This window comes from Dyella sp. 01N448, assembly GCF_056399225.1.
The window spans coordinates 375,208-397,361 of sequence record NZ_JBFTQX010000003.1 but is presented as its reverse complement, the minus strand read 5'-3'; the positions used below and the strand labels follow the sequence as shown (position 1 = coordinate 397,361).

Annotated in this window: 23 protein-coding genes; 5 read left to right on the top strand and 18 right to left on the bottom strand. The window is 64.2% G+C overall.

The window, feature by feature from the left end; translation table 11 throughout:
• Positions 1-13: 13 nt before the first annotated feature.
• From argH to AC1DKY_RS05850, 9 genes are all read right to left on the bottom strand, one after another.
• On the bottom strand, positions 14-1,309 hold the full coding sequence (gene argH, locus AC1DKY_RS05890; protein WP_441604298.1) for an argininosuccinate lyase: 1,296 nt from the start codon (positions 1,307-1,309) through the stop codon (positions 14-16).
• Between the two features lie 65 nt (positions 1,310-1,374).
• On the bottom strand, positions 1,375-2,331 hold the full coding sequence (gene argC / locus AC1DKY_RS05885; protein ID WP_441604299.1) for an N-acetyl-gamma-glutamyl-phosphate reductase: 957 nt from the start codon (positions 2,329-2,331) through the stop codon (positions 1,375-1,377).
• A gap of 3 nt (positions 2,332-2,334) precedes the next feature.
• Positions 2,335-3,651 carry an acetylglutamate kinase gene (locus AC1DKY_RS05880; protein WP_441604300.1) on the bottom strand — a complete coding sequence of 439 codons (1,317 nt, stop codon included), beginning with the start codon at positions 3,649-3,651 and terminating at the stop codon, positions 2,335-2,337.
• A gap of 7 nt (positions 3,652-3,658) precedes the next feature.
• Positions 3,659-4,753 (bottom strand): acetylornithine deacetylase, encoded by a 1,095-nt coding sequence (locus AC1DKY_RS05875; RefSeq protein WP_441604301.1) that lies wholly within the window; start codon positions 4,751-4,753, stop codon positions 3,659-3,661.
• A 77-nt stretch (positions 4,754-4,830) separates the two neighbouring features.
• Positions 4,831-6,024 (bottom strand): argininosuccinate synthase, encoded by a 1,194-nt coding sequence (locus AC1DKY_RS05870; protein ID WP_441604302.1) that lies wholly within the window; start codon positions 6,022-6,024, stop codon positions 4,831-4,833.
• A gap of 41 nt (positions 6,025-6,065) precedes the next feature.
• A complete protein-coding gene (locus AC1DKY_RS05865; RefSeq protein WP_441604303.1) occupies positions 6,066-6,545 on the bottom strand; it encodes an OsmC family protein in 480 nt (159 codons plus the stop codon).
• A complete protein-coding gene (locus AC1DKY_RS05860; protein ID WP_441604304.1) occupies positions 6,542-7,165 on the bottom strand; it encodes an FMN-binding negative transcriptional regulator in 624 nt (207 codons plus the stop codon). Before AC1DKY_RS05860 ends, AC1DKY_RS05865 begins: the two co-directional genes overlap by 4 nt.
• Positions 7,166-7,167: 2 nt before the next feature.
• Positions 7,168-8,175: an N-acetylornithine carbamoyltransferase gene (locus tag AC1DKY_RS05855; protein ID WP_441604305.1), complete on the bottom strand. Its 1,008-nt coding sequence runs from the start codon at positions 8,173-8,175 to the stop codon at positions 7,168-7,170.
• A gap of 326 nt (positions 8,176-8,501) precedes the next feature.
• Positions 8,502-9,038, bottom strand: coding sequence for a glycine zipper 2TM domain-containing protein (locus AC1DKY_RS05850; protein ID WP_441604306.1), 537 nt, complete (start codon positions 9,036-9,038; stop codon positions 8,502-8,504).
• 231 nt (positions 9,039-9,269) lie between these two features.
• On the opposite strand from AC1DKY_RS05850, the gene cysS reads away from it, so the two are divergent.
• Positions 9,270-10,658, top strand: coding sequence for a cysteine--tRNA ligase (gene cysS / locus AC1DKY_RS05845; RefSeq protein WP_441604307.1), 1,389 nt, complete (start codon positions 9,270-9,272; stop codon positions 10,656-10,658).
• A gap of 657 nt (positions 10,659-11,315) precedes the next feature.
• Positions 11,316-11,756 (top strand): SufE family protein, encoded by a 441-nt coding sequence (locus AC1DKY_RS05840; protein WP_441604308.1) that lies wholly within the window; start codon positions 11,316-11,318, stop codon positions 11,754-11,756.
• A gap of 111 nt (positions 11,757-11,867) precedes the next feature.
• Here AC1DKY_RS05840 and dksA read toward each other — a convergent pair whose 3' ends face one another.
• Positions 11,868-12,971, bottom strand: a complete 1,104-nt coding sequence (gene dksA, locus AC1DKY_RS05835; protein WP_441604309.1) for an RNA polymerase-binding protein DksA — start codon at positions 12,969-12,971, stop codon at positions 11,868-11,870.
• A gap of 125 nt (positions 12,972-13,096) precedes the next feature.
• Between dksA and yidD the strand changes: the two genes are divergently transcribed.
• Both yidD and AC1DKY_RS05825 read left to right on the top strand, forming a co-directional pair.
• A complete protein-coding gene (gene yidD, locus AC1DKY_RS05830) occupies positions 13,097-13,357 on the top strand; it encodes a membrane protein insertion efficiency factor YidD (protein WP_441604310.1) in 261 nt (86 codons plus the stop codon).
• Positions 13,347-14,684: a dihydroorotase gene (locus AC1DKY_RS05825; RefSeq protein ID WP_441604311.1), complete on the top strand. Its 1,338-nt coding sequence runs from the start codon at positions 13,347-13,349 to the stop codon at positions 14,682-14,684. Before yidD ends, AC1DKY_RS05825 begins: the two co-directional genes overlap by 11 nt.
• Positions 14,685-14,846: 162 nt before the next feature.
• Here AC1DKY_RS05825 and AC1DKY_RS05820 read toward each other — a convergent pair whose 3' ends face one another.
• From AC1DKY_RS05820 to efp, 8 genes are all read right to left on the bottom strand, one after another.
• Positions 14,847-15,308: a YbaY family lipoprotein gene (locus AC1DKY_RS05820; protein ID WP_441604312.1), complete on the bottom strand. Its 462-nt coding sequence runs from the start codon at positions 15,306-15,308 to the stop codon at positions 14,847-14,849.
• Between the two features lie 70 nt (positions 15,309-15,378).
• Positions 15,379-16,332 (bottom strand): GTP cyclohydrolase FolE2, encoded by a 954-nt coding sequence (gene folE2, locus AC1DKY_RS05815; protein WP_441604313.1) that lies wholly within the window; start codon positions 16,330-16,332, stop codon positions 15,379-15,381.
• A 117-nt stretch (positions 16,333-16,449) separates the two neighbouring features.
• Complete coding sequence (locus AC1DKY_RS05810) at positions 16,450-17,289, bottom strand: squalene/phytoene synthase family protein (RefSeq protein WP_441604314.1); 840 nt, start codon at positions 17,287-17,289, stop codon at positions 16,450-16,452.
• Complete coding sequence (gene gph / locus AC1DKY_RS05805; protein WP_441604315.1) at positions 17,286-17,957, bottom strand: phosphoglycolate phosphatase; 672 nt, start codon at positions 17,955-17,957, stop codon at positions 17,286-17,288. The genes AC1DKY_RS05810 and gph overlap by 4 nt, the downstream gene beginning before the upstream one ends.
• Positions 17,954-18,676 carry a bifunctional 2-polyprenyl-6-hydroxyphenol methylase/3-demethylubiquinol 3-O-methyltransferase UbiG gene (gene ubiG / locus AC1DKY_RS05800; RefSeq protein ID WP_441604316.1) on the bottom strand — a complete coding sequence of 241 codons (723 nt, stop codon included), beginning with the start codon at positions 18,674-18,676 and terminating at the stop codon, positions 17,954-17,956. Before ubiG ends, gph begins: the two co-directional genes overlap by 4 nt.
• A 31-nt stretch (positions 18,677-18,707) precedes the next feature.
• The gene (locus AC1DKY_RS05795) at positions 18,708-18,962 is read right to left on the bottom strand and encodes a YciI family protein (protein WP_441604317.1); all 255 of its coding nucleotides are present in this window, start codon (positions 18,960-18,962) and stop codon (positions 18,708-18,710) included.
• Between the two features lie 10 nt (positions 18,963-18,972).
• Positions 18,973-20,313, bottom strand: a complete 1,341-nt coding sequence (locus AC1DKY_RS05790; protein WP_441604318.1) for a TRZ/ATZ family hydrolase — start codon at positions 20,311-20,313, stop codon at positions 18,973-18,975.
• 177 nt (positions 20,314-20,490) lie between these two features.
• On the bottom strand, positions 20,491-21,060 hold the full coding sequence (efp, locus tag AC1DKY_RS05785; RefSeq protein WP_441604319.1) for an elongation factor P: 570 nt from the start codon (positions 21,058-21,060) through the stop codon (positions 20,491-20,493).
• 81 nt (positions 21,061-21,141) lie between these two features.
• Here efp and epmB point away from each other — a divergent pair, with 81 nt between their 5' ends.
• On the top strand, positions 21,142-22,152 hold the full coding sequence (gene epmB / locus AC1DKY_RS05780) for an EF-P beta-lysylation protein EpmB (RefSeq protein ID WP_441604320.1): 1,011 nt from the start codon (positions 21,142-21,144) through the stop codon (positions 22,150-22,152).
• The last annotated feature ends 2 nt before the right edge of the window (positions 22,153-22,154 follow it).

The window sequence follows — 22,154 nt, the reverse complement described above, 5'->3', positions numbered from 1 at the left end:
TGCCGCTCACCGTTTAGCCGTCCAGATGGCTGAGTCTAGCGCGCAATTCGTCCAGGCGCAGGTCGTTGCCGGAACCGGGCGACACGCGAGCGGCCAGGCTGCCCTCGGGCGTGCGCCCTGCACCTGCCGAGGCGGCGGCATCGGCCGCTGCCCGATAGGCGTCGCGGAACGGCACACCGGCGGCGGCCTGCTCGATCGCCACGTCGGTGGCGTACATGGCCGGCTCGATCGCGGCTCGCATGGCCGGCTCGTTCCACTCCATGCGGGCCAGCAGATCCGGCACCAGCTCCAAAGCGGCCAGGCCGTGACGGCAGCCATGGAACAGCGAGCCCTTGGAGAACTGCAGGTCGCGCTGGTAGCCCGACGGCAGCGAGAGCAGCTGCTCGATCTCGGTGCGCGCAGCAGCCACGCTGGCATAGCTGGCGCGCAACAGCTCGACGACATCCGGATTGCGCTTGTTCGGCATGATCGAGCTGCCGGTGGTGTATTCGGACGGCAGCTTGACGAAGTTGAACTCGGCGGTGGTGAACAGCGACAGATCCCACGCCATGCGGCGCACATCCAGCAGCGCACCGGCAATCGCCTCAAGCACGGCCATCTCGAACTTGCCTCGCGAGAGCTGCGCATAGATCGGCGACACCTGCATGCGGGCAAAGCCCAGCGCCTGCGTGGTGTGTTCGCGATCCAGCTTCAAGTTGACGCCATAGCCCGCGGCGGTACCCAGCGGATTGGCATCGATCAGCAGCGCCGTCTGCTTCGCACGCAGCGCGTTGTCGATAAAACCCTCGGCAAAACCGGCAAACCACATGCCGGTGGACGACACCACCGCGCGCTGCAGATGCGTATAGCCCGGCAGCGGGACTGCCGGCTGCGCGGCACGATCGAGGCAGACTTGCGCAATGGCGCGGCAATGCTGCTCAAGCGCGGCCAGCTGTTCCTTCAGCCACAGGCGCGTGGCGACCAGGATCTGATCGTTGCGGCTGCGGCCGGTGTGTACGCGGCGGCCGGCATCGCCGAGGCGCTCGGTAAGGCGTGCCTCGATCGCCGAATGGCCATCCTCATAGCGATCGTCCAGCACGAACGACCCGGTACGGAAATCCTCAGCCAGAGCATCCAACTCACGCTTGAGCGCGGCAGCTTCGTCAGCGCTGACCACGCCGATATTGGCCAGACCTTCGACATGCGCCTTGCTGGCAGTGATGTCGTGCAGGAAAAACTCGCGGTCCAGCAGCACGTCGTCGCCGGCAAGAAACGCCATGATGCGGGCGTCGATCTTGATGTTGGATTTTTGCCAGAGGGGTTGGGTCATCGGGGAATCCTGCAATCGTTGTGTGACGCTATCTTTTGCACGTCCGGAGCAAGCCGGAATGACGATCAAGTGGTCGGAATCGCGGTGTACTCGTCCACGCCAATGGCGCGATTGATGTTCTGCATGGCCTGCGTCGCCGCACCTTTCAACAGGTTGTCCAGCGTCGCCACCACCACCACGCGCTTGCCGTCGTTGGACACCGCGAAACCGCCGATATCGACGTGATGTTTGTTGGCGATCTGGCTGACCCAGGGCGCCTCATCCACCACATGCACCAGCTTCTCGCCCTCATAGGCGCCGTTGAAGCGCTTGACGATGTCCTCACGTGCCACGGGACGCGCCAGGTAGAGGTTGGTGGTGACCGTCAGGCCACGGAAGTGCGGCGCCACATGCGGCATGAATTCCACCGGCACATTGAGATGGCGGCTCGCCTCCTTCTCGTGCATATGGCCGGTAAGCGAGTACGGCATCAGGTTGTCGCGCAGTTTTTCCGGATTGTTCTTGTCCGAGGGCGTGGTGCCCGCGCCGGAGTAGCCGGACACACCGAAACTCACTGGCGGCGCGGCGAGCAGGTCTTTCAACGGCGCAATGGAAAGCTGGATGGCGGTGGCATAGCAGCCCGGATTGCTGATGCGCTTCTCGCCACGCCACAACTGGCGGGTGAGTTCGGGCAGACCGTAGTACCACTTCTCGTTGAAACGATAGTCGGCCGAGAGGTCGACGATCAGCGTATCCGGCTTGGCCTTGTCGATCGCCTCGACATAAGGCGCCGCCTTGCCGTTGGGCAAGGCGAGCACCACCACGTCCGCCTGCTGCGCCGCCACGGCCTCGGCATCGAGGTTGGTGTAGCGCAACTCGCCGGTGTAGCCGTCCACATGATCGGCCACGCGCTGGCCATCCAGCTCGCGCGAAGAAACGAAGGCCAGCTCCAGCGACGGATGCGCCGCCACCAGGCGGATCAGTTCGGCGCCGGTGTGGCCGCGCGCGCCCACGATGCCAATGCGATGTCGAGTCGTGCTCATGATTCAATCCACCAGGGTCGGCAGGCGCTGCGCGCAATGGGCCACGCAGCGGGCGATCGTGTCGAAGTCGTCGAGGCCGTACCAGAACACTTTCCAGCTCGGCTGCTTGAGGCAGCCGTCCGATTCGGCGTAATAGAAATGGTTCACGCTGTTGCCGTGACGCGAGCGCCAGAACAGCTGCGGATTCTCCTCGCGCATCACCTGCCACACCGCGCGACCCAGGCCTTCGCCCTGCGCATCGTCGAGCACGGCGAACTTGTCCAGATACGGCAGACCCTCTTCCATGGTGAGTATCATCGCGGTGCGATAGTTTTCACTCACGTAGACACGGAAAGGCTTAGTGCGCTCGAAGTAATCGGGCACCAGGGTGCGGCCGAAGCTCGATTCGATCAGCTCGCGCATGCGACCCAGATCGATACCTTCCCACGACTCGAAACGCTTCACCTTTTCGCCGCGGCGGACCAGGGTGCCCGAACCCTTGTGGGTGAACAGTTCCTTGGCCAGCTCAGAGGGCTTGGTGATCGACACCGACGAGGTCAGCGGCAGATCATTCAACAGGTCGGCAATCTGTTCGATCTTCAGACGCATGCCGCCGTTGATCCACGGCTGCGACATCAGGTGCTCGAATTCCGTGCTCAGGTTGATCGAGTCGATGATCTTGCCCTGATCGTCCAGCAGACCGCCCGTGCCGGTGAGAAACACGATCTTGTACGGCTGCAGCACGCGCACCAGTTCGTTGGCGGCAAAGTCGGCGTTGACGTTGAGGATCTGGCCCTCTTCGGTTTCGCCCAGGCTGGCGATCACCGGAATCGAACCGGCACGCAGGCTCGCCTCGATCGGCGCCAGGTTGATCTGGCTGACCTTGCCGACCAGGCCATAGGTATCGCGGTCGATATAGCTGGCCGTGAACACGCCCGACGGCACCGAAGTGGCGCGCGTATCCATGGTCTGCAGGGCTTCGACCAGGCGCAGGTTCTGCTCCTGGAACACCTTGCGCACGATGGACAAGGCCTTGGGCGTGGTCACGCGCAAGCCGTTCACGGTGTGCTTCTCGATGCCCGCGGCCGACAGCTCTTCGTCCAGCTGCGGGCCGGCGCCGTGCAGCACGATCGGCGTCAGGCCTACCTGCTGCAGGAAGGTGAGCGACGAGGTAAGCGCGGGCAGATCATCGCGCAGCACCGCGCCGCCAACCTTCACCACGGCGAAGCGCTTGGCGTCCAACTGCGAGAAACGCTTGAGGTATTGCTGGATCTCCTTCGCGCTACCCATGCTCGAAAGCAGGCGAACGATGGTTTTCCTTGTGTGCTTGTGGGCTTCCACTTCGGTCTTAGCTCTTATCGATGATGCGGTAAATGGTGTCGGCGTAATGCTGCAATTGATCCAGCGCGACCCACTCGTCAGCGGTATGCGCCTGGGCGATGTCCCCTGGGCCGTACACAAAGCTGATGTAGCCGGCCGCGGAGAACAGCGCCGCTTCGGTCCAGAAGTCCACGGCATTGCCGATCGGGATATTCAGCTCATCGGCCAGATCGCGTGCGGCCAGGCGGCGTGCTTCGGCCGTGGCCGTGTCGCCTGCAGGCAACGAGTCGCCGCGAAACAGTTCCTGGAACTCCACCGGCTGCGGCTCCACCAGCGTGCGGAAGGTCTCCAGCAGCTGGTCAGGCGCCATGGTCGGCAACGGACGGAAGCCGAAACGCACATCGGCGGACGGCGCAATCATGTTGGCCTTGATGCCGCCGTCGACGCGACCGATGTTGAAGCGCAGACCCGTGAGGCCGCCAAAGCGCTCGTGCGCCTGCTTTTCCACGTAGTCGAGCGCAGCAGCACCCCAGCGCACCGCCTGGTGCACCGCGCTGTCGCTGGGCTTCTGCTCGCCCGAGGCGTGACCGGCACTGCCCTTGAAGCGCATTTGCACCGAATGGATGCCACGATGCGCGAGCACGGCTTCGCCCTTGGTCGGCTCGGCCACGATGATGGCGTCGTAAGCCGGCTTGTCCTTGAGGAAGCCGGCGATGCAACGCGGGTCGTTCGCTTCTTCATCGGTGGACAACAGCAAGGCCATATCGCCGCGGGTGACGTTCGCGACCGCAACGAGCGCAGCAGCAGCGCCCTTGATATCGCAAGCACCCAGCCCGATCGCCCGGTCTTCAGTCAAGCGCAGCTCATGCGGGCTCGCCGTCCAGTGCGGCGAATCGGGCACGGTATCGAGGTGCACGTTGAACAGCACCTTCGGCTTGCCGCGCACGGCGTAAAGCGTGACGGCGCCAGCGCCGTAGTCAGTCACGGATACGTCGAAGCCCGGCAGGTTTTCCCGCAGATAATCGAAAATGCCGCCCGTGCCGATCTCGCGCGGCGGGTTGCGCGTGTCGTAGCCGACCAGCGCGCGTAGATGTCGAAGAGTGTCGTCCAGTAGTGCGCTCATGCGATCCGTCTGGTGGTGTCTGGAATGTCACGACGAAACCGTCGCCCCGGCACATGCCGGGACGACGCGTCGCACGATCAGCTACGGTTGATTTCAGCCCACAGCGTGCTGCTCATGCCGAACAGCTTGATGAAGCCTTCGGCTTCCTCCACACCCCAATCCGCAGACTGCGCATAGGTGGCGCCCTTGGCGTTGAGGATGTGCGGCGAGCGCACTTCCACCGCCGTCACCTGAGCGCCGGAAGTTTCCAGCACCACTTCACCGTTGACCTGGCTCTGGCTGGACGAAAGGAACGCCTCCAGATCGGTCTTGATCGGATCGTGGAAGAAGCCTTCGTACACCACTTCCACCCACTTGCGCGCCACTTCCGGCTTGAAGCGGTTCTGCTGCTTGGTCAGCACGGCTTCTTCCAGTGCGCGGTGCGCGGCGAGCAGCGAGATCAGGCCCGGCGCTTCATACACGATGCGACCCTTCAGGCCGATGGTGGTGTCGCCGGTGTACATGCCGCGGCCCACGCCGTAGGGCGCGAACAGCTCGTTGAGCTTGGCCAGCAGCTTGTCGCCCGGCAGTTTCTGGCCATTGAGCGACACCGCCTCACCCTTTTCGAAACCAAGGGTGACGGTGAGCTTTTCAGACGGCCATTCGGCGCGCGGCTTGCACCAGCCACGGGCGCCTTCGCCCGGCGTCTTCCAATGGTCGATCTCGCCGCCGGACAGCGTCACGCCCAGCAGGTTCTCGTTGATGGTGTAGCTCTTCTGCTTGGCGCGCACTTCGAAGCCGCGCTCCTCCAGATAGGCCTGCTCATAGGCGCGCGTCTGGGTGTGTTCCTTCTGGATCTCGCGGATCGGCGCCACGATCTGGTAGTCACCCAGCGCCTTCACGGCCAGGTCGAAGCGGACCTGATCGTTGCCCATGCCGGTGCAGCCATGCGCAATCGCCTTGGTGCCCAGTTCCTTGGCGCGCGCAATGGCAGCGTCCACGATCAGGTAGCGGTCGGACACCAGCAGCGGATACTGGCCCTGGTAGGCCTCGCCCGCCTGCACGAACGGCTTGACGAAACCGTTCCAGATCGCCGGACCGCCGTCGACGGTGACATGGCTGGCCACGCCCAGTTCCTTGGCGCGCTGTTCGATATAGGCGCGCTCCTCGGCATCCACGCCGCCGGTATCGGCGAACACGGTATGCACGGCCCAGCCGCGCTCCTTGAGGTAAGGCACGCAGAAGCTGGTGTCGAGGCCACCGGAGAAGGCGAGAACGATGTCTTTGCTCATGACTTGCGAATCCTGAGATGGAAGGCTAAACGGATAATGGATTACTTTGATTCAACCACGATGCGCGGTTCCACGCGCACCGGAAAATTCACGGAATTGGCGATAAAGCAGCCGTGGTGCGCAGCGTCGTGCGCGGCCTCGGCCTTGGCCGGATCGCTGTCGGCGGTGATGGTGACCACCGGATGCAACACCACTTCGGTGAAGTGACCGCCATGCGTGTCGGTCTCCATCGTGCCTTCGGCGCTATCGGTGTATGCCGTCACCACTACGCCTGCCAACACCGCCTGATGCAGGTAGGACAGCATGTGACAGGTAGACAGTGCCGTCACCAGCATGTCTTCCGGGTTGACCTTGCTGGCATCGCCGCGAAACATCGGATCGGACGAGCCCTCGATGGTCGGCTTGCCCTCGATGCGAATCTCGTGATCGCGACCATAGCCCTGGTAAGTCTTGGTGCCGGTGCCCTGATTGCCAGTCCAGGTCACGTCGACCTTGTAGTGATGCTGATGCGTGTGGCTCACGACCTTCCCTCTTCTTGCTTGGACATGAGATCGGCCAGCTCCGCATCGCCGCGACCAGCGCGTTGCCCGAGGCCAGCCACCACACCGGCGCGATTCGCCGCCGGGTGGTTCTGGTTCAACTTGAACTTGCCTTCGATGCGCTCGACGGAAATTTCCAGCCCGGAGATGGCGCGCAGCATCTTCTCGATGTGATCTTCCGGCGCGTCGGAGACGTGCCAGGGCGCCGGAAGACCGGCCTCGTGACGATCGGTCAGACGCTCCAGCAACTGGCGCAGCCAGGTGGCGTCCTCGATCACACGCAGATGACCATGCACATGCACCACGGCGTAGTTCCAGGTGGGCACTTCGCGATGGGTTTCCTGCTTGCTCGGATACCAATTGGGACTGATATAGCCGTCCGGACCGCGAAAGATCACCAGCACTTCGGCCCCGTCCAAGCGCGCCAGTTCATTGCCGCGCGCGACATGGCCGTGCAATTTTCCATCCACCAGTTCAATCGGCAGATGATTCGCTGCGAGGCCGTCGTCGCCCTGCACCACCACGGTGGCGAACGGGTACGCACGCATCAGCGCGTGCAGCGCCTCGCTGTCCGTCTGCTTGAAGTGCGCGGGCTGGTACATGCTCAGGCCTGGCCGATCAACGAAGCCATCACCGCCTTCTGCACGTGCAGGCGGTTTTCGGCTTCATCGATGGCGATGCACGCGGGCGAATCCATCACAGCGTCGGTGGCCTTGATATTGCGGCGCAACGGCAGGCAATGGCTGAAGAGACCGTTGTTGGTCAAGGCCATCTTCTGCTCGTCCACGATGAAGTGCTTGTGTGCATCGCGGATCGGCTTTTCCTGCTCCCAGCGGCCGAAGAACGGTAGCGCGCCCCAGCTCTTGGCGTACACCACGTCGGCACCGCTATAGGCTTCTTCGATGTTGTGGCTCACCTTCAGCGAACCGCCGTTTTCCCTGGCGTTCTGATAGCCGAATTCCATATAGCGCTCATCGAGCACGTAGTCTGGCGTGGGGCACAGCAAGGTCACGTCCATGCCCATCTTGGTGGCGATCAGCAGCGCGGAATTGGCCACCGCCGTGTTGAGCGGCTTGGGGTGGTAGGTCCAGGTGAGCACGTACTTCTTGTTCTGCAGGCTGCCCAGGTGTTCCTTCATCGCCAGCGCGTGGGCGAGCTCCTGGCACGGGTGGGTGATGGTTTCCATGTTGATCACCGGCACCGTGGCGTACTTGGCGAACGCCTTGATCACGTTGTCCTGGCGATCCACCGCCCAGTCCTGGAATTTCGGGAAGGCGCGTACGGCGATCAAATCGACGTAACGCGACAGCACGCGGGCCACTTCGGCGATGTGCTCTTCGGTGTCGCCATCCATCACCGTGCCCACCTCGAACTCGATCGGCCACGCGTCCTTGCCCGGCGCCAGCACGATCGCATGGCCACCCATATGGAAGGCGCCGAGCTCAAAACTCGTACGCGTGCGCATCGAGGGATTGAAGAACATCAGCGCCACCGACTTGCCGGCCAGCTGCTGTCCGCGCGGCGAGCGTTTGAACGCTGCGGCCTGCTCGAGCAACGCGTCGATCTCGGCGCGACTGTAATCCTGGGTGGTCAGAAAGTGGCGAAGCGTCATGAGGAAGTTGCCTTTGTCCAATCGTCGGAATCCGGAAACAAAAAAACCCGGCTGCTAGCCGGGTTTTATCGTCGATACACGTGAAACGCGTGCGACAGCCTACCCGGCCATAAAGCGGCGCAGCGGTCGGCGAGCACGCGACGTCATCCCAGCGGCCATGCGGGCGCTAGTGAGGACAGTGGCGGTATAGACGGCTGCGGACATGGGTGTTCCGGGAGGTTGAATCGTGATGATGACGGGATTTCCGCTGCCATGCAACAACGAATGCCCCTGATCGCGGCACCCGACACCAAATCGCCGCCCGGAGGCGGCGATAGACGGGGATCTCAGTCGGCGGGAGAAACGCTTACCCGCACGCGCAGGCGCTCGCCGGGGTCGTAATTGAGCCGGGACAGGTACACCTCGCCCCGATAACGATATTCCACGTCGTAGCCCATGATGCGGCGCTGCTCGCTCACCGCCGCCACCTGGCGGCAATGGGTTTCGGTGGACTCGTACTCGCCACCGCCGGACTGGGTGGCGCTGTTGCCCACCGCGCCGCCGGCGACCGCACCGGCCACCGTCGCCGCCGTGCGGCCATTGCCGTGACCCACCGTGCTGCCCAGCACGCCACCGACCACGGCACCCAGGATGGTGCCCGCCGCCGAGCCCTGGCTGGGCGCCTGGCGGACTACCTGCTGGTCATAGCATTCCTGGCGCGGCACTTCGGTACGGGCCACGCCATACACGGGATCGACGCGCAGCACATCCGCCCAACCGTAATGGGTGTTGTCGTCATTTTGATTCTGATAGCGCGCATCCTGCGCAAATACGCCAGTGGTCATTACGGACAGCACGAGCGCAGGGAACAACCACTTGGTCATTACGACCTCCGCAGGAAGCAATTCGGGCGCATCTCTGCACCTCATAGCATCCATTGCAGCAAATTCACGCTGAATCGACGCTTAGAGCTTTTCTTACGCTGCCTGCCCCTGTCCGGCCTACCGCTGCCAGAGCAGTCCCTATCCCCAGCGGAGGCCCCTGCGGCTTGTTAAGATGCGCGACCGGCTTGCGCCCGCCTGGCGCCTGCTCCCACCGTCCGGACCACCCGACCGATGCCGATTTCGCTCCACAACAGCCTGACGCGCCGCGTAGAAACGTTCACCCCGCTCGACCCGGAACGGGTCACCATGTATCTGTGCGGACCGACCGTCTACAACTACGTGCACATCGGCAACGCGCGTGGGCCGGTGGTGTTCGACGTGCTGGTGAAGCTGCTGCGGCGCCATTATCCGAAGGTGGTCTACGCCCGCAACATCACCGACGTCGACGACAAGATCAACACCGCCGCCCAACAACTGGGCGTGGGCATCGAAAGCATCACCACCCGCTACGCCCAGGCCTATCGGGAGGACATGGCGGCGCTGGGCATTGCGCCGCCGGACGTGGAGCCGCACGCCACCGCTCACATGCCGCAGATGATCGCGATGATCGAGCGCCTGATCGCCAGCGGGCATGCTTATGCCGCCGAAGGGCACGTGCTGTTCTCGGTGGATTCGTATGCCAAGTATGGCGAGCTGTCGGGCCGCGATCCGGAAGAATTGCTGGCCGGCGCCCGCGTCGAGATCGCCCCGTACAAGCAAAATCCCGGCGACTTCGTGCTGTGGAAGCCCTCCACCCCCGACCTGCCCGGCTGGGACAGCCCCTGGGGCCGCGGCCGCCCGGGCTGGCACATCGAGTGCTCGGCGATGAGCGAAGCCCACCTGGGCGACACCATTGACATCCATGCCGGCGGCGTCGACCTGCAATTCCCGCATCACGAGAACGAGATCGCCCAGAGCACCTGCGCCCACGGCGGCAAGGTGTTCGCACGCTACTGGCTGCACAACGGCATGCTCACCTTCAGCGGCCGCAAGATGTCCAAGTCGCTGGGCAATGTGATGCTGGTGCACGAACTGCTCAAGGAACACGCGCCCGAAGCCCTGCGCCTGCTGCTCCTGCGCGGCCACTACCGCCAGCCGCTGGACTGGTCCGACACCGCCATCGCCCAGGCCATCAGTACCCTGGATGGCTGGTACCGCGTGTTGCGCGACCTGGTCGATGTGGAAGTGGACACCAGCGCCCTTCCCATTCCTGCCACGGTGGAAGCCGCCCTGTGCGACGACCTCAACACTCCGCAGGCGCTCGCTGAGCTGTCCCAGCTCGCTGATGCCGCGCGCCAGGCTGGCAGCGCCGAAGAACGCCGCGACGCCAAGGCCGCCCTGCTCGGCGCAGGCGCCGTACTCGGCCTGCTGCAGCAGGATCCCGAGGCGTGGTTCAAGCAGACCAGCGGCGCCACCGAAGTGGATGCATCACGCGTCGAAGCCCTGCTGGAAGAACGCCGCACTGCGCGCGCCAGCAAGGATTTCAAGCGCGCCGACGCTATTCGCGAAGAGCTCACGGCAATGGGCGTGGCCATTGAAGATGGTGCGCAGGGGACGCGGTGGAGTGTGGTGAAGGGGTGAGGTGAAGTGCCAATCCTTCGCTCTTTCCTCAAAGCCTCTCCTAGAACCCCCCTCGCGAACACCCGGCGGAGCGGTAAACCCCAGCGCTGCGGTCGCGCACAAGTGCGCTCCTACAAGGGAGGGCGCAGGTTCGTGGATGGCGGATCAATCTTGCCGGTCGGCTTCTTTGTGGGAGGGCACCCTGTGCGCGACAAACCTACGGAGCGGCACACCGCAGCGTGGCTGTCGCGCACAGGGTGCGCTCCCACAGACAAGCGCTAGGCGCGGCACCAAGTGCGGCACGTGCGAGCCCAAGCCAAAGCGAAGCGAGGCCCCGCTTTAAGTCCTCAGCGATTCGGGCGCGTTGCGCAGCGCTTGGCAGTACCCGCTGTGTACCCTCGGAGGTTGTCCCACAACGACGCGCCTCAAGCGTTCGGGCTTATCCCAACACGATGCTGCCGGCGTTATTCGGCCATTTTCTTTGGGTTACTTTTCTTTTGGGCCAGCAAAAGAAAAGTGACTCGGTCGGCGGCAGCCGATCGAAACGCCCGCCGCGTAGGCGGCACGCTGGCCTCGAGGCGACAACCGGGCGATATCGCTACTGGGTCGCGGCCTGCGCCGGGACGACGAATCAGGCCCAAAACACCGAGAAACCCCCAAACGCGCGATAATCCCCCCATGAGTGCCCTCGCCCCCTCCAGCGCCCAACAAGCGCAACAAGAAATCGTCGACGAATTTGCCTTCTTCAGTGATTGGACCGAGCGCTACCAATACCTGATCGACCTGGGCAAACAACTCCCCGCCTTCCCCGAAGCGCTGAAAATCGAGGAATACCGTGTGCACGGCTGCCAGTCCATGGTGTGGCTGGTCCCCAGCGGCGATGCGAACAACCTGCATTTCCAGGCCACCAGCGATTCGGCCATCGTGTCGGGCCTGATCGCCCTGGTGCTGCGCGTGTATTCGGACCGCTCCGCGCGCGACATCGTCGCCACCGAACCGCGCTATATCGAAGCGATCGGCCTGGCCAAGCATCTTTCGCCCACGCGCTCCAACGGCCTCGCCGCGATGCTGGCCAAGATCAAGGCGTACGCGGCGGCCAGTCTGGGCGACAACAAGTAGCCACCACGGCGCGCACCAAGGCACAGCCGACACTGGCCGGCCTGTGGCCAAACAACAAAGCCCCGCACGAAGCGGGGCTTTGTCTATGACATCAACGTCGAGCGCGCGACCTCAGTCGCCCATCTGCTTCTGCAGATGTTCGCGGCGTTCCTGCGCGTCCAGCGACAGGGTGGCGATCGGGCGGGCGTCGAGGCGCTCCAGGCCGATCTCTTCGTCGGTTTCCTCGCAGTAGCCGTATCGACCTTCTTCGATACGGCGCAGCGCCTTGTCGATCTTGGAGATCAGCTTGCGGTAGCGGTCGCGCGTGCGCAGTTCCAGCGAGTTTTCGGTCTCGCGGGTGGCACGCTCGGCCTCGTCGCCCACGTCACGCACCTCGTCACGCAGGTTTTCCATCGTCTGACGCGACTCTTCCACGAGCTGCTCACGCCATTCGCGCAACTTGTTGCGGAAGTACGCGAGGTGCTTGGGGCTCATGTACTCCTCGTTGTCGTTGTTCGAGGGGCGATAACCCTTGGGCAGGTCGATCAGGGTCGTGGAAGGCAGCGCATAGCGACCGTCTTCGCGGGTGATGCCATTGTCGAGAGTTGCGGTTTTATTCATCGAGGACTGCTGGGCTTTCTGAGTTTTGATAGGGGTATGACGAGCGGTTGCGCTGGCCACTTTGCCCGAGAAGGGCGACGTCGCCGGCTTGCTCGGCTCCTTGTGGGTCACTGCAACCGCCTTCGGAGCCAGCGCTGACTGCCTGGCAGCGGCAGGCTGCTTGGCAGGGGCGGCGCTGGCAGCCGGCTTGGCGGGTGCTGGCTTGGCCGTCTTGGCCGGTGCGGGAGCCGGCTTCACCGGCTTGGTCACCGACTTGGGCGGCTGCTTCTTGGCGGGCGCCGCAACCTTCTTGGCGACCGGCTTTTCAGTTTTCTTGGCGACGACCGGCTTTTTGACCGGAGCCGCCTTCTTGGCTACTGGCTTGGGGGCGGGCTTCTTGGCGACGCTCTTGGCCGGAGCCTTGGCGACCGCCTTCTTGACGGCAGGCTTGCTGGCGGCGACCACCTTCTTCGCCGGCGCTGTCTTGGCAGCCGGTTTCTTGGCGGCAGCGGCCTTGGCCGGTGTCGAACTTCGCCCGGCGGCTGGCTTCTTGCCGGCCTTGGCGTCTTTCACCTTGCCGGCAGGCTTTCCCTTCTGCGGCTTGGTGGCTGAAGCACTACGCGTCGTTTTCGCCATTTCCCTTCACCATTTTAGCCTTGGCGGCCGGGTGTTATAGCCCATGCGGCTTACACCAGCAACCGTGCTTCTGGAATACTTGCGACACTACAAGCCGCAAGCTGTTTCGGCAGCGTCAAACCGTCGTGACCCGACTGATACTTTTACTGCTCAGCTTCTACAAGCGCTGGCTAAGCCCCCTGCTGGGTCAGCGCTGCCGCTTCCATCCCAGCTGTTCCGATTATGCACGGATTGCGGTTGTGCGCTTCGGTCCGCTCAAGGGTGGCGCACTTACCGGCTGGCGTCTATTGCGCTGTCAACCTTTGTGCGAGGGCGGTGAAGATCCCGTGCCGGAGCACTTTACTTTCCGTCGTTGCCGCACCCCAGGAGATAACCATGTCCACTGACTGGCTGATCAAGAACGCCGAATTGGTCAATGAAGGCCGCCGTTTCCACGCCGACGTCCGCGTGAAGCAAGGCCGCATCGAGGCCATAGCCGGCGATCTGGATGCCCGCCCCGGCGAAAAAGTGGTCGATGCCAGCGGCCTGTGGCTGTTTCCCGGCATGATCGACGACCAGGTCCACTTTCGCGAACCGGGCCTGACCCAGAAGGCCGATATCGCCCACGAGTCGCGCGCCTGCGCCGCCGGCGGCATCACCAGCTTCATGGAGATGCCCAACACCAAGCCGCCTGCGCTCGATCGCGAGACGCTGGAGGCCAAATACGCACTGGGCGCGCAAAACTCGGCCGTGAACTACGCCTTCTACATGGGCGCCAGCAACGACAACCTCGAAGCCATCAAGAGCCTGGACCCGCTGGCCGCGCCGGGCATCAAGGTGTTCATGGGCGCCTCTACCGGCAACATGCTGGTGGACAACCCCGAGGTGCTGGACGGCATCTTCAAGTACGCGCCCACCCCGATCATCACGCACTGTGAAGACACACCGATGATCGACGCCAACCTGGCCAAGGCGCATGCGAAGTACGGTGACGATATTCCCGCCTGGGAACATCCGCTGATCCGTTCGCGCGAGGCCTGCATCAAGTCCACCCGCCTGGCCATCGAACTGGCCAGGCGGCACAACAGCCGCCTGCACGTGCTGCACATTTCCACCGCGGACGAACTGGCGCTGTTCCAGCCGGGCCCGCTCAAGGGCAAGCGCATCACCGCGGAAACCTGCGTGCACTTCCTGCATTTCGATGATCGCGACTACGAGCGCCTGGGCTTCTTGATCAAGTGCAATCCGGCCATCAAGACCTCGGCCGACCGCGAGGCCATCATCAAGGCGCTGGCCGAAGGCCGTCTCGACGTGTTGGCCACCGACCATGCGCCGCACCTGCTGGAAGAGAAGCACCAGCTCTACGACAAGGCGCCGAGCGGCCTGCCCTTGGTGCAGTACGCGCTACAGGCGGCACTGCAGCGTGTGTTCGAAGGCAAGCTGACGCTGGAGCGTGTGGTGGAAGCGGTGACGCATGCGCCGGCCACCTTGTTCGACGTGAAGGAGCGCGGCTATCTGCGCGAAGGCTATGCGGCGGACCTGGTGCTGGTCGATCCGAACAAGCCGCACACGGTGACCCGCGAGGAAGTACTGTCCAAGTGCGGCTGGACGCCGTTCGAGGGCTACACCTTCAACAGCTCGATCGCGGCCACGTTTGTGAACGGCCAGCGCGTTTGGGATGGCAGCAGCGTCGACCAGAGCGTGCGCGGACAGCGACTGAGTTTTAGCCGCTAATCTCCTCGAGCGTCCATCTCCCTCACCGTCATTCCGGCGCAGGCCGGAATCCAGTAGCGAACCCGTTGAGTTATCGCGATAGCCCACATTCTTGAAAGGCTTCGCGAAAACCTGATACAGCGGCCACTGGATTCCGGCCTGCGCCGGAATGACGAGCCAGGGTTACGGCATGGCCTTGAGCGTGATGCTCACGGGACCATTCTCGCCGGAGCGGCCCAGCACGCTGGTGCGCGTGTCGTTGATGGCGAGCAGCTTGTCGCCCTGCTGCAGGCGAACGCCAATCGCGAAATCCACGCCGTCTTTCAATTCGGCCGGGTCATAGCTCAGCATGAATTCCACCGGCGATGCGCCCACCGGCTGGATGCGCTCTTCCGCCACCGTACGTGCTGCCACATCCTGGCGACTCACGTCAGCCAGCGTCACGATCAGCACCGCATCCGCAGGAATCGCCTGCGGCAGGTCGTAACGCACATCGCCCACCATGGTCTTCATCAGCGCCTGGTGCACGGGCGCTGCAGGGGCGGCCGTCGCGGTCGGTGCGTCTTCCTTGTGGCGGTGCGAGAACATCGAGCAGGCCGACAGCGCGAGCACGGCTGCGGCCAGCAAAGGAAGACGAAACGACATGCGACTCTCCATGGGGGAAGGCCCGGTGACGGGCTCCCGCCATGCTATCAGGCCGCCGTTAAAGCAAGGCTCAGGCGCAGCCCTTGCCCGCGTAACCGCCTTCTACGCCCTTGCTGGCATAGGCGACGGCATCGTGCGGATGCAGGCTTTCCTGGTGCTCCACGCGGATATGGAAGTCGCTCAGCGCCTTGTCGACGTCCAGCGCCTTCTGGATGCGGCGCGCCGCGTCCTCGCAGAACATCAGGTTGCCGCCATTGGCGAGCGCGAACGCCTGCTCGTCTTCGCGCTTCACCGCGGTTTGCACGGGCGTGCCCAGCGCTTGTTCGGTGACGTTGATCAGGTCGATCAGGTTGAAGGCGGCGCCTGCCGCCGGACGCACGCGCAAACGAGCGACGCTGCGCTGGGCATGCGGCGTGGCCACGATGCCCTTCTCACTGCCCAGCCAGGCCAGCACGGCGCTGTGATCGAGCGGTTTGCCCGCCTCGAAATCCCTGGCGAACTGGTCCTGGATCAACTGGCGCGACAGCGCGGCCGATGCCGGGCAGGTCGACGAATAAACAATCTCGGTGCCGAACTCCAGCAGGAATTCGTCGCCGATCATGCTCGCCTCGATGGTCACCGGATACGAACGCCAACCGCTGTTGGCGCTGCGCAAGGCGGGACGACGCACCAGGTGCTCAAAGCGGATGCTGAGGCAGGCGCGATCGGAGAGATCCTTGTGCGATTCCAGGAAACCGCGCAGCAGATCGCGCAGGGTATCGGTGCCGAGCGTCTTGCTGCTCAGCGCCTCCTCCACCTGCAGGTAGAGACGCGACATGTGGATGCCACGCTTGTCCGGGCGACGCAGATTGACGAAGGCGCCGACGCGCGCGCTGGCGCGCTGCACGTCGCCGTCGCCGGCATCGAAACGCACCGGCACCTCGATGCCATCCATTCCCACCCAGTCCAGCTCGCCGACGAGATGCGGCTGGGCATGGACTGCCACGTCGGGCAGCAGGCGGGCGGTGTTTTCCTCGGTGTACATGGGTGAATCCTATGTGGTCCGACTGGCGGTCTTAGCGCCTGGGAGACCTCAATTTTGGGGCACCATCGGTGCCTCGCAATAGTGGCGCACGGGAAACGCTGCGTCCGGAGCGCTCTCTCAACCTTTCGCGCGTTGCCAGGCACGCGCGGCCTGCCAGGCTTGCCAGGTCACGCCCAGCCCCTGCCTGCCCTGCCCCTTGCGCAGCACATCGAGCGGATCGGCGGCCTTGCGCGCCGTGGCGACCAGGGCACGTCCCTGGCGCGATTCCAGCCCGCGGAAGGCGCTCAATGGTCCCGGCAGGCGCTCGGCATCACGCCAGGCGGCTCCCAGATCGTCCAGCTGCGCGCGCACGGCGGCGTTGCGCAGATCGCTCGATTCACGCAATTGCTGGCGGCTCAGGCCGAATTTCGCCAGGCGCGACATCGGCAGTGCGAGGCGGTCGCGATCGACATCCTCCTGCAGGCGCAGCAGCGAATACAGCAGATGCGACAGTGTTGCCACGCGCGTTGCCCGCACGCTGGATGCCTGGTCGCCAAACCACCAGGCGGTTTCCAGATCGGCCAGGGCACCGTGCAACAGCGAGCCGGCCGCGATCTGAGCCGGGAAATCCGCTGCCGTGCCCTCTTCCAGTTGCCCCATCGCCGCCAGCACCGGAGCGACCCAGCGTTCCGCGGCAATCTCGTGCGCGCGGTCGCTGTCGAACAGCACCTGGGTCAAGGGATGACGCCCGCCACTGGCCGCTGCGCCGGATAGCTCCTCGGCCCACCAGTTGAGTTTGCTGGCCGCCACGTGTGGCTCGCGTATGCCGTACGCCGCCGCGAGCAATTCCTGCTCGAGCGCCGCCAGCGCGATATGGCCGGGATAGCTGTTCTGATCGACGAATGCCAAGGCAATACGCTGCTGCGGCTGCACGGCCAGCCACTTGTCGATATAGCTCTGCAGCGCAGTGCTGCTCACGCAATCACCTTCAGGCGGCCAGTGAGCTCGGACGGATGATCGACCACCAGGTCCGCGTTCCACTCGGACGGATCGCCACCATCCAGATAACCCCAGCGCACGGCCACGGTGTACAGGCCCGCCGCCGCGCCCGCCAGCACATCGCGGCGATCATCGCCCACGAACAGGCAGCGCGACGGATCAAGCCCTGCACGCTCGCACGCCAGCAACACGGGCGCGGGATCGGGCTTCTTCACCGGCAAGGTGTCGCCGGACACGACCGCCGCCGCGCGCGGCGCCCAGCCGATGCGCACCAGCAGATCGTCGGTAAGAAAACCTGGCTTGTTGGTCACCACGCCCCAGCGGATGCCCTGCGACTCCAGCGACGACAACAGCTCATCCACGCCCTCGAACGGACGCGTGTGCTCGGCCATCATCACCTGGTAAAGCTCGAGATAACGCGGCATCAAGGCCGCCAGCGCGGCATCATCGATATCGGGAAACGCACAGCGCAGGATCGCCCGCGAGCCGCGCGAGACAACTTCGCGCACCATCGCATACGGCGGCGCGGCCACCTGCATTTCCTCGCACTGTGCCTTCAGCGCGGCGTAGAGATCGGGAGCGCTGTCGAGCAAGGTGCCATCGAGATCAAACAGCACACCCTGGATGTTTTCGGGAAATGACTTCATGCGGGCTTTCGTGCGCTGATCAGGTAATTGACGGCCGTGAGGCGGCTCAACCACGCCTTGCGGCTGATCGGGTTGTAGCCCAGCCCCGAGACGTCATCGACTTCCAGTCCGGCATGTCGCATCAAGCGTCCCAGTTCCGACGGCTTGAGGAATTGTGCGTAGTGATGCGTGCCACGCGGCAGCATGCGCATGATGTATTCCGCACCGAGAATCGCCGCGCCGAACGCGGCCGGCGTGCGATTGAGCGTGGACATCACCACCACGCCGCCCGGCTTCACCATGCGTACCAGGTCGCCGACCAGGGCAGCCGGATCGGGCACGTGCTCGATCAGTTCCATGCAGCACACGGCGTCGAAAGTTTCCGGCTCGGCGGCAGCCAGTTCGGCCGACGACTGCACGCGATAGTCGATGTCGAGATTGGGCGTTTCCAGTCGCGACTCGTGCATGTGCAGTCGCGCGATCTCGATCACCTTCTCGCCCAGATCGATACCGGTGACGCGCGCGCCGGCCTTGGCCAGCGCCTCGCTCAGCAGGCCGCCGCCGCAACCGACATCGGCCACGCGCGCGCCGCGCAGATCCAGCCGATCGGCGACATAAGCCGCGCGCACCGGGTTGAGATCATGCAGCGGACGGGACTCGCCATCGGGATCCCACCAACGCGCGGCGAGCTTGCCGAAGCGGGCGATTTCCTCAGGACTGACATTGGTTGCGGCTTGCATCGAAAGCATCCTTCAAAGCTGTGCGCGGAGCTTAGCGCGCGTTCCATTCGTAGACGGTGATGTCCCAGCCGCCACGGGTGTGGGCCGGGTCCTGGTGGACGATGGCCAGGGCCTCGTCCATATCGACTGCACGCACCAGATAGGCGCCGCCGGACTTGTCGCCGAAGGCACCCGTCATTTCCAGACGGCCGCCGGCGCGCAAGCCTTCAATGAAATCCTTGTGCGGCTGCACGATGGCCGGATCGAAATCCGCGCGTCGCATCATCATCACCAGATAGCGGTTCATCGCGCCCCTCTCAACCCGCATCGATCGCGGCGATGCGTTCGCGCCAGGCATGCGTCTTGGCGAGCACGGCGTCGGTGTCGATATCGGTGAGGATGCGGCCGGCCAGCTTGCGTACGCCGTTGATCCACACGTCGGTGACCTGATGGCGGCCGACGGCATAGGCGAGCTGCGAGGCGATGTGGAACAGCGGCTGCGTTTCCAGATCGGACAGACGAACAGCGGCCAGATCGGCCTGCTTGCCCGCTTCGATGGAACCGATGCGATCTTCCAGACCCATCGCGCGGGCGCCGTTGAGGGTGGCCGCACGCAGCGCATAGGCCGCATCGAAGGCCGCCGCATCGTTGGCCACGGCCTTGGCCAGGAACGCAGCCGTACGCATCTCGCCAAACATGTCCAGATCGTTATTGGAGGCGCAGCCGTCGGTGCCAATGGCGACATTCACGCCGGCCTGGCGCAGCTTCTCCGCCGGGCAGAAGCCCGAGGCGAGCTTGAGGTTCGATTCGGGGCAATGCACCACGGATACGCCCGCTGTTGCGCAAGCCTCGATTTCCGCGTCGTTGAGCTGGGTCATGTGCACGGCGATCAGGCGATCGTTGACCAGGCCCAGCTTCTGCAGTCGCTGGAACGGGCGCAGGCCACTCTTGGCCTTCTCTTCTTCCACTTCATGCGCGGTTTCATGCGTGTGCAGATGCACCTGGATGTCGAGTTGATCGGCCAGCACGCGGATGCGTTCAAAGCTTTCGTCCGACACGGTGTACGGCGCATGCGGCGCAAACGAGGTGCTCACCAGCGCATCGCCGCGGAAACTGTCGTGCACTTCGATGGCACGATCGAAATATTCGTCCTGCGTCTTCGCCCAGGCCGTAGGGAAATCGATCACCGGCAGACCAACCACGGCACGGAAACCCATGCGGCGATAAGTGGCGCCAATCACGTCCGGGAAGAAGTAGTTTTCGTTGGCGCAGGTGGTGCCGCCGCGAATCATCTCGGCCACCGCCAGTTCCACGCCATCGCGTACGAACTCCGGCCCGATCACCTGGCCTTCGACCGGCCAGATGTGCTTCTGCAGCCACACCATCAGCGGCAGATCGTCGGCGAGGCCGCGCAGCAGCGTCATCGGGTTGTGCGTATGGGTATTGATCAGACCCGGGATCAGCACGTGCTCGCCCAGCTCCACGCGCTCACGCGGTGCATAGGCGGCGCGCGCATCGGCAATCGGCAGCAAGGCCACGATGGCGCCTTGATCCACCGCCACAGCGTGATGTTCGAGCACCACGGCATGCGGTTCCACCGGCACGACCCAGCGCGCTTCGATCAACAGGTCGACGGTTTGCGGGGCGTTCTGGCTCATCCGGTGGCTCACTTTTCTTGTGTTGGATACGACATGGGGCGGATCACCTTGCGGTGGCCGCCCCATGATTGCCTGACTTCGTTACCGCTCAGGCTTCGTCATTATTCCCGCGCACCTGCCAAACAGGGACCGCAGGCATGACGTAATGGCAGGCCGCGCAAGGCGCGGGCCGATACGTCACTTGCCGACGCGGCTGACGTATTCGCCCGTGCGGGTGTCGACCTTGATCATTTCATCGGTGCCGACGAACAGCGGCACGCGGACCACCGCGCCGGTTTCCAAGGTGGCCGGCTTGCCGCCGCCGCCCGAGGTGTCGCCACGCACGCCCGGATCCGTCTCGGTGATCTTCAGTTCGACGAAGTTCGGCGCCTGCACGGAGATGATTTCGCCGTTGAACAGCGTCACCACGCACTCTTCCTCGCCCTTCAGCCACTTCACGGCATCGCCCATGCCAGCCTTGTTGGCCTGGTGCTGCTCGAAGGTTTCCTGCTGCATGAAGTGCCAGTACTCGCCGTCGGAATACAGGTACTGCATATCGGTGTCGACGACGTCGGCGACTTCGAAGCTGTCGCTGGACTTCATGGTCGATTCGCTGGTGCGGCCGTTCTTCAGGTTGCGGATGAAGATGCGGGTGAACGCCTGACCCTTGCCGGGCTTGATGAAATCGGCGTCGGTAATGACCCAGGGGTCATTGTTGTGAAGGATCTTCATTCCCTTCTTGACGTCGTTGAGACCGGCGGTGGCCATGCTGAACTCCAGATGTGACGCCGCCCGCAGGCAGCTAGAATAGGTGGTTTCCCGGGCACTGGGCCCGTTTCAAGACCCATTATGATAACCGCAAGCCATGCCGCCCGCCTATCTGTGCCCGGACCCGACTGGCGCACGCTGTGGCGCGAGGCCGTCACCGATCCGCAGGAATTGCTGGCCTTGGTAGGTCTGGAAGCGCTGGCCCACCGGTTGCCGGCAGACGATGCCGGCTTTGCCGTGCGCGTGCCGCGTGGCTTCGTGGCCCGCATGCGCCGTGGCGATCCGCTCGACCCCCTGCTGCTGCAGGTCCTGCCCCAGCTGGCTGAGCTGGACCAGGTGCCGGGGTTCGGCGTGGATGCGGTGGGCGACATGGCCGCCCGGTCTGCCCAGGGCGTGCTGCACAAATACGAAGGGCGCGCCTTGCTGATCGCCAGCGGCAGCTGCGCCATCAACTGCCGCTACTGTTTCCGTCGCCACTTCCCCTATGGCGACGAAATGGCCGCCGCCGGCCAGTGGCGCAAGGCGCTGGAGCACGTGCGCCAGGACAGTTCCATCAGCGAGCTGATCCTCTCCGGGGGCGACCCGCTGTCGCTGGCCACCACCAAGCTGGACGAGCTCACCCGCGGCCTGGCCGAGATTCCACACGTGACCCGCCTGCGTATCCACACCCGTCTGCCGGTGGTGCTGCCCGAGCGCGTCGACGAGGCCTTTGGCCGCTGGCTGGGCGAGCTGCCACTGCAGAAGGTGGTAGTGCTGCACGCCAATCACGCCAATGAGTTCGATGCGTCCGTTGATGCCGCCTGCGCCCGCCTGCGGGAGATGGGCGCCACCGTGCTCAACCAGTCGGTGCTACTGCGCGGCATCAACGACGACGCCGACACCCTGGCCGCCCTGTCCGAGCGGCTGTTCGCGGCGGGCGTGCTGCCCTATTACCTGCATCAGCTGGATCGCGTGCAGGGGTCGGCGCATTTCGAGGTCGACGATGCCCGGGCCCTCGCCCTGGTCGACGCCATTCGTCAACGCCTGCCGGGCTATCTCGTTCCCAAGCTGGTCCGCGAGGTGGGCGGCGAGGCATCGAAGCGGCCCCTGTAACA